Source organism: Microcoleus sp. N9_A2, assembly GCF_036701775.1.
Classification (GTDB): domain Bacteria; phylum Cyanobacteriota; class Cyanobacteriia; order Cyanobacteriales; family Microcoleaceae; genus Microcoleus.
In genome coordinates, this window is sequence record NZ_JAUBRH010000062.1 from 1 (window position 1) to 12,254 (window position 12,254).

6 protein-coding genes are annotated in these 12,254 nt (G+C 47.0%); 4 read left to right on the forward strand and 2 right to left on the reverse strand.

What is annotated here, in order from left to right; genetic code table 11:
- Positions 1–165: 165 nt before the first annotated feature.
- Positions 166–1,932, reverse strand: coding sequence for an alpha/beta hydrolase (locus tag QUA44_RS25280; protein WP_333255488.1), 1,767 nt, complete (start codon positions 1,930–1,932; stop codon positions 166–168).
- Between the two features lie 276 nt (positions 1,933–2,208).
- On the opposite strand from QUA44_RS25280, the gene QUA44_RS25285 reads away from it, so the two are divergent.
- The 4 genes from QUA44_RS25285 to QUA44_RS25300 all read left to right on the forward strand — a co-directional run bounded on the left by QUA44_RS25285 (position 2,209) and on the right by QUA44_RS25300 (position 7,427).
- A complete protein-coding gene (locus tag QUA44_RS25285; protein WP_333255490.1) occupies positions 2,209–3,198 on the forward strand; it encodes an Npun_R2479 family HD domain-containing metalloprotein in 990 nt (329 codons plus the stop codon).
- Between the two features lie 134 nt (positions 3,199–3,332).
- Entirely contained in the window at positions 3,333–4,397 is a 1,065-nt protein-coding gene (locus QUA44_RS25290; RefSeq protein ID WP_333255487.1) for a vWA domain-containing protein, read from the forward strand.
- Between the two features lie 122 nt (positions 4,398–4,519).
- Complete coding sequence (gene ligA, locus QUA44_RS25295) at positions 4,520–6,637, forward strand: NAD-dependent DNA ligase LigA (RefSeq protein WP_333255485.1); 2,118 nt, start codon at positions 4,520–4,522, stop codon at positions 6,635–6,637.
- A 286-nt stretch (positions 6,638–6,923) separates the two neighbouring features.
- On the forward strand, positions 6,924–7,427 hold the full coding sequence (locus QUA44_RS25300) for a hypothetical protein (RefSeq protein WP_333309995.1): 504 nt from the start codon (positions 6,924–6,926) through the stop codon (positions 7,425–7,427).
- A 171-nt stretch (positions 7,428–7,598) separates the two neighbouring features.
- Here the strand turns inward: QUA44_RS25300 and QUA44_RS25305 are convergent.
- A partial coding sequence (locus tag QUA44_RS25305; RefSeq protein WP_333255481.1) for a CHAT domain-containing protein occupies positions 7,599–12,254 on the reverse strand: 4,656 nt, incomplete at its 5' end.

The window sequence follows — 12,254 nt, forward strand, 5'->3', positions numbered from 1 at the left end:
TTAACGGTTTTGTTAATGTTTGTAAAGGGGTTGAGCGACAGTTAAACTGATAGAAGTCATCAGGAAAGCTGATGAAACCAGAGAGATGCCCGTAGCTTGCGGGGCCCGACGCCATCGCCCCCGCGCGAAAAGATATGCCAGGGTGCTCTTCGGCGCACCTCAACCCTAACGAACGGGAGCTATGGGAGGTGGAGAAGGTAGAGAAACAGGAGCGAGGACAGGGGGAGAGGCCGGGATGCGAGGAGGTGGAGAAAGCCTGAACTGCTGAAGTTGTTGCGGGGTAAGCGATCGCAAAATTCTCAGTCCGAGAGTGTCTCGGGAGATGCTTAAAGCGTAGGATGGCTCCAAATACGGGCGGAAATTTGATTTGTTGTTCAAATAACTTTCCATAAATGCTAGGCTGAGTCCGCTGAGGTAGCGGCGGGCTAAAGCTGGTTCGGGCCCGATCGCCTGTGGTGGTGGCAGAAATAGGCTTTGAGGGGATTCCTCGATCGTTGAGAAGTGAGTCCCGTTGTTCATCAGTACCAGATATTTGTTGGGCGATGTCAGCCATGTGAACGGTTGAATTTGTTCGAGCAAAGCGGGGGCGACGGTATCGGCGCTGCCTGCGATTAGCATGACTGGGATTTGGATCTTGCTGAGGTTTGTTGCTCCCAGAATGCTGCTAACGATCGGGTTAACGGCGATCACAGCTTTGATGCGCGGGTCGTCGAAATTGTACTGGTTGCGCTCTAGGCCGCGGGCGCGGCACTGCAAAAGCAGGGAGAGGTTCCAAGTATCGTTTTCGAGTCCGCAATCTTTGTCTAGCTGTGCAAAATTAATCCCTGCCCCGGCTAATGCTAAAGCGGTATAGCCCCCGAAAGACTGGCCGATGACGCCGACTCGCTGCAAGTCGAGCTGGCCTTGGTAGGCAGGATCGGTTGTAGAAAGTTTGGTTAAATAATCGAGCAGGTCTTTGATGTCGAGGGGGCGGTTGACAAATTCTCCTGGTTCTGCTAATTGATTGGCTCTGCCTGTTACTAAGTCTTGGATTTGTTGGGCGTTGCTGCCGGGGTGCTCGGGGACGGCGACGGCAAAGCCGTAGGAGGCTAGGTGTTTTGCTAAATATTGAAAGGAAATGCGATCGGAACCTAAACCGTGGGAAATTACTACTACTGGGGCCGGTCGCGGGCTGCCCTGCGGCAGGTAAATGTCCATATCAAAGGTACGATCCTCTTCGAGGGCTTCGCTAACGCGATTTGGACTCGTCAGAGTTACCGATGATTTTTTCCAAGTGTAGGGGCCCGGTAGCTGGGGCTGCAGCATTGCGGCGGGCGGTATGGCGGCTTCTAAGGCTGCTTGTGCTTCCGACAACTGGGCGACTCCGGCGATCGTCTGATTGGAACGGTTGATCAGGGATGTCAGCTCGTTGGCGATACCCAAGCCGCGAGCGATGTCAATCCTGATGCCATAAGTGGGGAATTTCCGCAGCACGTTGAGTATTGTCAGGCCTTCTGGATCTGAGGCTGCTAAAATCAGGGCGGCTCGGATGGCATAAAATCCGGGCTGCCGAGCTTTGGTTTGAATTACTCGGCCCAACCGTTTCAGCAGCACTTCTCCTTGAGGCGTGTAGAGAAATTGAGCGATAGTCACCGGGCTGATTTCAGCTTTCGCTTGCAGGGCGCTGCGAATCTCAGCTAGCTGTACTTTGTTGGCGTACTGAGCAAAGCCGTCCAAGTTCGAGTCTATTTTGCCTTCTTTGGCGAAGAGTGCCAGGGATTCGATCGGCACTGATTCTTCTAGCGGCCCGTAAGTTACGTAGATTCGATCGGCACCCATTGCTGGTGCGGCGGTGCAAACAGCCGTGAATGCAAACAATCCTAGGTATTTTGGGGCGATCGACCGCCGAGCGCGAAGGGCAGCAGTGGAGAAACTCGGAAACAGACAGTTCATAACTTTCACACCTAGGACTTCTAATAATTAGTCGGTGAAACGATGTAAATTGTTTCGCCAATATTTAATGCCGAAAAATCGATCTGTTGCTTGGGAAATTAGGTTATGGTGAGAAGCATAGCCTGAGAGTAATTTTCTGACCTGAGAAGACTAGCTGAAATTTAAAATTCAACGCCGAGGGGTCACACCTACGGTCATTCCCATTGATGATTTTTTCAGCTATGCAAGATATTTTCGATCGAGTTTGTAACTACAGTCTGAGTGGGAGAATTTATGATGTTCAATGCAACTGCTATCCTGATTGACGCTTTTGTGCAAGAGCTGCAGGCCGGCTACCGTCGCACCTACGGCAAGTACAAGCCTGACTACCCTGAAATTATCGCCTGGGCAGGGACGATGGCTCTGGAAAATATCGCTAACTGCGATGCTCTGTACCACAATGTGGAACACACAATGCTCGTGGCATTGGTGGGACAAGAGATTCTCCGGGGCAAGCATATTCGCGAAGGGGGAGTCTCGCCGGAAGATTGGCTGCACTACCTGATCTCGCTGCTGTGCCACGATATCGGTTACGTCAAAGGTGTTTGCCGCCAAGACCAAGAAGCTGTCGGACTATACGCTACAGGTATTGACGGGGGCATGGTTTCTGTGCCGGTCGGCGCTACTTCTGCCAGTTTAACTCCTTATCATGTCGATCGAGGAAAACTCGTAATTGACGAACGCTTCGGCGGCCACACATTAATTGATGCCGAACAAATCAAGCGCAATATTGAATTGACTCGCTTCCCAGTTCCTGCTAGCGAAACTCATCAAGACAGAAACAATTATTCTGGACTCGCGAGAGCCGCCGATTTGATCGGTCAGTTGAGCGACCCCAATTACCTGCGAAAAATCAGTGCGCTATTCTACGAATTTGAGGAAGTCGGCACTAATCAAATCTTGGGCTACAAATCTCCGGGAGATTTGCGGCAAAATTACGCCAAGTTTTATTGGAACGGAGTTTTTCCCTACATTCCAGCAGCTTTGAACTACTTGGAATTAACCCAGGGCGGCAAACAAATTATTGCAAACCTCTACGCTAACGTGTTTCAAGTAGAACACGCTGAACCGCTCGCTTTCAACAAAACAAACGCTCAAGAATTAATTAAATACCCTGCTAATAACAACTTGAACGGCGAAAAAAATAGTGACATTCTTCAACCAGTCATGTCCGGGGAAAACAAGGAATTTAAGGAATTTAAGGATTTTTCCGGCTTGAATTTGTAATAATTTAGGCGCTGAATTCAGCAGTTAAAAACACGAATCATAATTAAGAAAAGATTGGGTGTCTAGTTGCTGGCTCTTTTTTTGTAATCTATAGTAGAGCTAAGAATTAGTTGTTTATTAGGGAGAGTTAGGTCATGGCAACCAACAACATTGAAGTCGTTTTTAGCTTTGATACAACTGGCAGTATGTATCCTTGCTTGACGCAAGTTCGCCGGAAAATCAAAGAGACGGTGACAAGACTGCTCGATGAAATTCCTGGCATTCGGATTGGCATTATTGCTCACGGGGACTATTGCGACGCTGGCAGCACTTACGTAACTAAACACCTCGATTTGTCCGGCGATGCCGGCAAGATTTGCAATTTTGTGCAAAATGTAGAAGCAACTGGCGGTGGCGATGCTCCAGAATGTTATGAATTAGTCTTGCACGAAGCTCAGTCACTTTCTTGGACTCCAACTAATTCCAAAACATTGGTACTCATTGGCGATGACATCCCGCACGCACCCGCTCAAACTCCTCAAAAACTTAACTGGCGTCAGGAAGTAGATAAGTTAACCCAGATGGGAATTGCCGTTTACGGCATCCAAGCTCTCAACCGCAATCATGCTACTTTATTCTACAAAGAACTAGCCGAAAAGTCTGGCGGTTTTCACCTCAATCTCGACCAATTTTCCTACATCACAGATTTGTTTTTAGCAGTTTGTTACCAACAGTCATCTAACGAACAACTGCAAGCTTACGAACAAGAAGTTGTCAGTCAAGGTCGCATGAGTCGCGGATTAAACAAGATGTTTGATACCATGCTGAAGCGGGAAGGCGCTGCTGTTTATGAATCAGCAGAATTGCGAACTGTTAAACCGGGGAGATTTCAGATTCTTGAAGTAGATAACGAGATTTCAATTAAAGCTTTTGTTCTGGAGAATGGTTTGGCTTTTAAAACCGGGCGCGGGTTTTATGAGTTTACTAAAACAGAAACTATCCAAGGTAAAAAAGAAATTGTGCTGATGGAGCGTTCGACTGGGGATTTATTTGAAGGAGAAGCGGCGCGAGAAATGTTGGGTTTGCCAATGGGGGAGACTGTGCGCCTCAAACCGAGCAATCTAGAAAAGTATGCGGTTTTTGTGCAAAGTACCTCGGCTAATCGCAAGCTGATGGGGGGAACTCGTTTCCTTTATGAAGTTGAAGATTGGGATCGTTAATCGATTTTCAATGTCCCAGCTACAACCGCAGATTGAGGTAGACAATGCTAACATTTTTATTGTGTTTGTGATTTGTTTGTCCTACACATCTGCGGTTAAAAAATATACACTTTTAAGTTAAGATGCAACCAGAGATTCAGCAGCGAGTTACACAGTTGAGGGAGCAGCTACAGCAAGCTAGTTATGCTTATTATGTTCTCGATGCGCCGATGATGCCAGATGAGGTGTACGATCGCCTTTATCGAGAGTTGCAAGAGTTAGAATCAGATTATCCTGAATTGATTACTGCCGAAAGTCCGACTCAGCGCGTGGGAGAAAAGCCGGCTACTCAATTTTTTAGCGTCAAGCACAATATTCCTCTCTACAGTTTGGAGAATGCTTTTAATTTTGAGGAATTTGCTAAATGGCAGGAACGCTGGCAAAGAGTAGCACCCCCCCTAACCCCCCCTTATCAAGGGGGGGGACAAGATGGGATTACGCCTATTCTTAGCAACGAAGAAAACAAAGAAATTACTCCCCCCCTTAGCAAGGGGGGGCTGGGGGGGGTTTCCTATGTTTGCGAGTTAAAAATTGACGGTTCTGCTTTGGCCTTAACCTATGAAAATGGTGTTTTAGTTCGCGGTGCGACGCGGGGAGATGGGATTGCGGGAGAGGATATTACTCAAAATGTCAAGACTATTCGCTCGATTCCTCTCAAGCTGAATTTAGATAATCCGCCGCCTGTTGTGGAAGTGCGGGGAGAGGCTTTTTTGTCTTTAGCTGTGTTTGAAGAAATTAATCGGGAACGGGAAAAAGCGGGGGAACAATTGTTTGCTAATCCTCGCAATGCGGCGGCGGGTACGCTGCGACAGTTGGATTCTAAAATTGTGGATCAGCGGCGCTTGGATTTCTTTGCTTATACTCTGCATTTAGATGAAGCTAATCAGGAAAAGACGCAAGGGGAATCTTTGGAATTTTTGCGAAGAATGGGGTTTAAGGTGAATCCCAATCGCAAAGTTTGCTATTCTTTGGATGAGGTGCGGGAGTATTACGAATATTGGGATACTGAACGGCGAAATTTGCCTTACATGACAGATGGGGTTGTTGTTAAGATTAATTCGGTTTTGTTGCAAAAACAGTTGGGTTTTACTCAGAGGTTTCCGCGTTGGGCGATCGCCCTGAAGTATCCGGCGGCCGAAGTCCCTACAATTGTAGAAGCAATCACTGTACAAGTCGGGAGAACCGGGGCTCTGACTCCTGTAGCGGAACTCAAACCGGTGCAGTTGGCTGGAACCACGGTTTCGCGCGCTTCTCTCCACAATAGCGATCGACTTTCCGAGCTAAATCTCCACATTGGCGATACTGTGATTGTCAGAAAAGCTGGGGAAATTATACCAGAAGTTGTGCGAGTTTTAACAGAACTTCGCCCCGAAAATGCTCAACTTTTTCAAATGCCTAGTTGCTGTCCCGAATGCGCGCAGCCTGTGGTTCGGGAAAAAGGGGAGGCGGTTACTCGCTGCATCAATACGTCTTGTCCGGCAATTTTGAGGGGTTCGCTGATTCATTTTTGCAGCCGGGATGCTTTGGATATTAACGGTGTTGGGGAAAAGTTGGTGCAGCAGATGGTTGATAGCAATCTGCTCAATTCTGCCGCGGATTTGTACGATTTGACAGCCGAAAGATTGATGAGTTTGGAACGCATGGGTAAGAAGTTGGCCCAAAAGTTGGTAAGTGCGATCGCCCAATCGAAAAATCAACCTTATTCGCGGGTACTTTACGGCTTGGGAATCCGCCACGTTGGTAGTGTCAACGCTCAATTGCTGACAGAAAGGTTTGCAAATGTGGAAGAGTTGGCCGCAGTATCCGCCGCTGCGATTGAGGGCGTGTACGGCATCGGGCCGGAGATTGCACAATCGGTTTCTCAGTGGTTTCGAGTTCCGGCAAATCAAAGTTTAATCGCACGGTTAAAAACTGCGGGATTGCAATTGCACTCAGAAGTGAAAAGTCAGAATTTAGCCGATATAAATTTACAATTTGCTGGTAAAACCTTTGTGCTGACTGGAACTTTGCCGACTCTGAAACGAGATGAAGCCAAAGATTTAATTGTCAAAGCTGGAGGAAAAGTTACAGGTTCTGTTAGTGCTAAAACTGATTATGTGGTTGTGGGAGAAGATGCGGGTTCTAAATTAGAAAAAGCTCAATCTTTGGGGGTAAAACTACTTTCGGAATCTGAGTTATTAGAACTGCTATCGAAACCATAAATGATTGGTGAAAGTCAATATATCTCTGTTTGCTCTTTCTCTGCGCCCTCTGCGCCCTCTGCGGTTCGCAAAAAAGCTGATTCATTTCAGCCGTTTTCAAAGAACATCGCCAACAATTCTATTTCCCTAGGTACAAAATAGCCGATCCTCTTCGAGGGCTGCGCTAACGCGAATTGTGCAATACCTCAAAAGGCATAGAAATCGCGCTCGCGATCGATAAAATATACATACTTCCAGGGCGCTACTACCTTTTGAGGTTGCCAGTACAGACGAGTTTTGCTAAAATTTGAGAGAATTTGCAAGAGCGAGCCATCGCCTCCGGCAATTCCCAGCAAGTCGCAAAAATCAGAGGAAATACGTGATGTCGGAAATCCCCGAACCAACACAAACAAATTTGCCGCCTCCAGAAATAAGTTCCGAAGCCTCTATTTCTTTGACGGAAAACTTAAAAAGTAGCTTGGGAAATATCCTGGGCAGTTGGAAGGTTAAAGTAGGATTAGCAGTGGCCGTACTGTTTGGAGTATTCCTATTTTGGTTTTACTGGCAGCACATGATTGCAGTCGCAGGTATGAAGAGTTGGGCGAGTCGATCGGGCGCTAGAGCGATCGAATGTATGGTAAGAGATACTAATAACGACCAGTATGTAAGTTGCAGCGCTCTCCTCGACCAGCAAATTGTCCCTCTCGAATGCAGTTCTAGTTTGTTAAACATCGGTTGTCGCGTCAATTATGGAACTGCCGCACCTAATTTGAAACAGCTTGGACCCAGAGCTGCTGCTGGTTTCAGATAATTTTTGACTCGCTTTGGCCGAAAGATGGATACAATCCCCGACAGGATACTAGACTTATTGCATAAATCTTTGGTTGATAGGGAAACCGCAGATGAACGCAGATGAACGCAGATGCGTTTCAAGATAGTTTGCGGCTTTTCCAATCTTGTCAACAATCTAAAATATGGCAGCTTACCAAGGACTTCCGATGAGGGTGAAACTGCTCCAGTAGTAAGGATGAGAAAAATCTGGGTTTTGTTGTATGTTAGCCGGTAAATTCAATTTACCCGCTGTTGTCACTAAATGCCCGTTTTCGATCCGAACTTTACCAGCAATCATCGCCTGTTGAGTAAGTTGCAAAGTTTCTGCCTTAGTTGTGGCTCCTCGCAACTGATGGTAAAATTCGCTCATCAGCGCCAAAGTGCCTCCGTCGTCAACATACCACAAACTCCCTAAAGCAGATTTCGCGCCGGATTTTACCGCTAAACCTCCAAAACCTAACTCTGCTTCCCCATCGCCCAAGGCTGTTCTACAAGCACTTAATACTAATAAGTCTACCTGCGGATTGCGCCAATTTAAACTTTCCATGCGATCGAGCTGCAATTTGGAATTCCACAGTTGAATGTAAGAATTGCTTGGTTTTCCCGGTTTGAATTCAGCGTGAGTTGCTAGGTGAACGATCCGAAATCCTCCCTTGGCGTGTTCGGAGTTGAGATTATCTATAGTGAAAGTTGAATTGAGGAAAGATGGCCCGTGCCACTGAGCAGAAATCGCCTGCAATTCGATCGGCACACTGAGCAAGGGCTTTTGGTCAACAAATTCTGACCTTCCCATTGCTAGCACTGTGGCATCTCTAACTGCTTTATAATCGCTATTAGTCAAGCTGAAACTGGGAATGAGGCTGAAACTGTATTTTTGAATCAAGAAGCCTTTACCGTCGTGTAAAGCGGCAAAGGGCATACTCCTCAATCCGGGATCGACTGACAGTAACAATGTCTGAATTCCTAAGTTTTTTAAGTCTTTGTCTAGGGGGGCGATCGCCCATTTATATAATTGCTGGGCGGCGGGTAGATAAGTGGTAGTACCGCGTTTTCCCGGACTGGTGATTTCAGCCTGCAACTCCTGAACGGCTGGGAAAAGAGCGGCTCTGTTGGCTTCAGGGACGCTGTAGTGAATCGGCCGTCCCACGGGAGGAACTAAAATTAGTTCTAATTGTTTGTCTCGCGAGACTATGTAGATAATACCAGACCGTTTGCCTGTTTGCTGTTCGATCTTATTTAACGTTTGTTGTAATGTCGCAATCAAGATTTTTTCTTCTGGGAGATTGCCTTTTACCCCCAGGTATTCTCCAAATTCTTGGTTCCTCATTTCTTCGATTCCCGAGATTGTTTTTTCTATGTCGTTACCTTCAAAAAGTTGATCGGGAGACGGAACATATCCCAGAACTAAATTAGAAGTGGGGTTGACTATTGGCGGTTCTGGTGAGGGTGGTGAGGGTGGTACTAAGTCCGGGGGTAATGTACGGGTGATAGTGCGATCGAGGGTTAAAACTCGATCGACAGCAGCAACAACGGGATTGTCTAGCGATCGAAATTCGGGGCCTTGAAAGTCTTTTGGATCCAGGGTTGGGGGTTGCCGTGCGGGATCTTGTATTTCCGTAGGATCGATCGAAGTGATAGTTACAACCTCAGGGGGAGTTACAACATCAGGGGGAGTGATAGTTACAACCTCAGGGGGAGTTACAACCTCAGGGGGAGTTACAACCTCAGGGGGAATGACAGTTACAACATCAGGGGGAGTTACAACCTCAGGGCGAGTGACAGTTACAACCTCAGGGCGAGTGACAGTTACAACCTCAGGGCGAGTGACAGTTACAACCTCAGGGCGAGTTACAACCTCAGGGCGAGTTACAACCTCAGGGGGAGTCGCAGTTACAACCTCAGGGGGAGTCGCAGTTACAACCTCAGGGGGAGTTACAACCTCAGGGGGAGTCGCAGTTACAACCTCAGGGGGAGTCGCAGTTACAACATCAGGGGGAGTTGGCGTTGGCGTCGGAGGGGGAGTTGGCGTTGGCGTCGTGTCGATCGCGGCGTCAGTCGAAAACACAATATTACCAACACTACTAGAACGCGGAAACGACTGCGATGTAATGCTAGATTGTCCCGTTGTAATTGCACCCGCCGTACCGTTGCTAGCAGCGTCCCCCACCACAAACGGTTGAATCGGCGTCCCTCCATCTCCCCCTGCGTGCACAATTGTAATTTTGCCACCACCCGCGCCGCCAGCAGTAGAAATGCTAGCAACTCCCGTCGGCGACAGTGGGGTGGAAAAAGTACCCGTAGCGCGGAAAAAATTGCCTGTTATTGCTGTCACCTCGCCACCGATGCCACCTGTACCGCCTTGGGCATTGATAAACTCTACTTGAATATCGCCGATCGGATCTAAGAACACATTGCCCGCATTTCCGACTATACCGCTAGAGTTAATTTGTCCGGCCGTAATTGAAGTTATCGCCTTAACCGTTATGTTACCGCCACTGTTTGCCGATGTATTCAAATTGCCTGCGGTGAAGTTATTACCGCTTGTAAAGAGAATTTCTCCGCCATTAGTAGTAATATTTTTAACATTTATATCGCCCTTGGCAGTAATATCGACTTTGGCTGCGGTGACATCTCCCGATAAATTGACTTTTTCCGTGTTTAGTGCTGTAAATTGTTGCGCGTTAATTGTCGAGTTTCCTGTCACATTGCCAGCATTTTCGATCGCAAGGTTTCCTAATTTGCTGGTGGCACCCACCGAACCGTTGAAAGTGATGCTGCCGCTACCGGAGGCTAGAGTTAAGTTGCGGGCCGCATCAATACTGTCGATCGCACCTCCAAAGGCAATATTCCCCCCGGCTGTACTCAAGATCGCATCTTTCGTCAACCCGAGAACACCGTTAATATTTATATTGCCCTGATTAGTAGTAACATTGCCACCTAACTTAGTGCTGCCAGCAGCAATATTAAAACCCGAATTGCTCGCAATATTACCGTTAGTGAATTCCGCCTGCGTTGCGGTAACATTTAAAACAGAAAGTGGTGCTGTTCCTCCGATATTTCCTTGTACCAGCACATTGCCTGTAGCCGCATCTAAGTTCAACAAATGATTACCGTCGATCGCACCAACTATCTTAATATCTCCGCCGCCGGTACTGAGATTAATATCGTTTCCGAGTTGGATAGTGCCGTTAAGGGCGATCGGGTTTTTATTGGTATTGATGCCAGAATTTAAATTAATTGTGGAAGCGTTGAGGGCGATACTGCTGTTGTCATTGCCCGTCAGAGTGCCATCAAGTGCGATCGCACCAGTTCCCGTTTGAATATTTACGGGGTCTAAAAATGTGAGATTATTAGGTATACTAACCTTGGCGGTGCTATCCGAGCGCCCGATCGCGATCGAGCTAAATCCATTTTGAATCAAATTAATTTCCGATGCAGTCAAATCTAAAGCGCTAGTATTGTTATCAGTTCCGCCAACCGCAATATTTTGTCCTGCGGTTGCAGGTTGTAGCGTTAACGCACCAGTACCAGAAACATTTCCCGAAAAATTAATTTCACCGGCTGTTAAATTCAGCGGGTTACTACCTGCCGATAAAGTAGAACCGAAAGCAATTGTTGCATCCCCCAGTGTAAAACTTACAGGAGCTTTTAATGTCACCGGAGCGCTAAAACTAATGTTATCATTAGTTGTGGTGATATTTCCGCTAACCCCAACAGTTCCCCCGCCATTTTGAATAAATGCACCGTCTAAGTTCAGGTTTTTCTCAATATTGAGATTCACCTTATTGGTAATTGTGAGCGTGCCGTCATTGGTTGTTGTTACAGTTCCTTTGAGATTAACATTATCACCAGCAATACCGAGATTGCCAGCCACGTTAACTGTATTATTGAAAGTAATGTCGCTGCCTGCGAGAATCGGATTATTGGCAACAGTCACAGCCTCTGCATAAGTTTGACTGCCAGTTGTAGTGACATTCCCGCCTAAAGATATCTTGCTGTTGGCAGTTAAACTTGTGAGAGGAGTTGTTTCGCCGATCGCACTTGTGAAGGTAAGATTACCGCTAGCGGCATTCGCCGTCAAATCGCTGCTACCGTCAACAGTATCGTTGAAAGTAATGTCGCTGCCGGAGAGAATGGGATTGTTAGAAACAGTCACAGCATCTGCATAAGTTTGACTGCCAGTTGTAGTCACATTGCCATTAAGTTGAGTTGTGCCCCCAGCATCTGTGGTTAAACTCGTGGCATTGACTGTTTGATTAAATGCGGTTGTGACTGTAGAGTTAGCTGTTAAATTGCCGATCGCACTTGTAGCACCAACTGCACCATTGAAGGTAACATTACCAGTACCCCCATTCAGAGTCAAATCGCTGCTGCCGTCTACAGTATCGTTAAAAGTAATACCGTTGCCGGAGAGAATGGGATTGTTGGCAATTGTGACAGCATCTCCATAAGTTTGACTGCCAGTTGTAGTCACATTGCCATTAAGTTGAGTTGTGCCACCAATATTAGTCGTCAAACTCGCGGCATTGACTGTTTGATTAAATGCGGTTGTGCCTGTAGAGTTAGCGGTAATGTTTCCTAATGCCTTGGTATTGCCAACTGCACCATTGAATGTAATATTACCTGCACCCCCATTTACAGTCAAGTCGCTGTCAATGTTAGTGGCATCAACAGTATTATTAAAAGTAATGCCGCTGCCGGAGAGAATGGGATTGTTAGCAATTGTAACTGCATCTCCATAAGTTTGACTGCCAGTTGTAGTCACATTGCCATTAAGTTGAGTTGTGCCGCCAGCATTAGTCGTCAA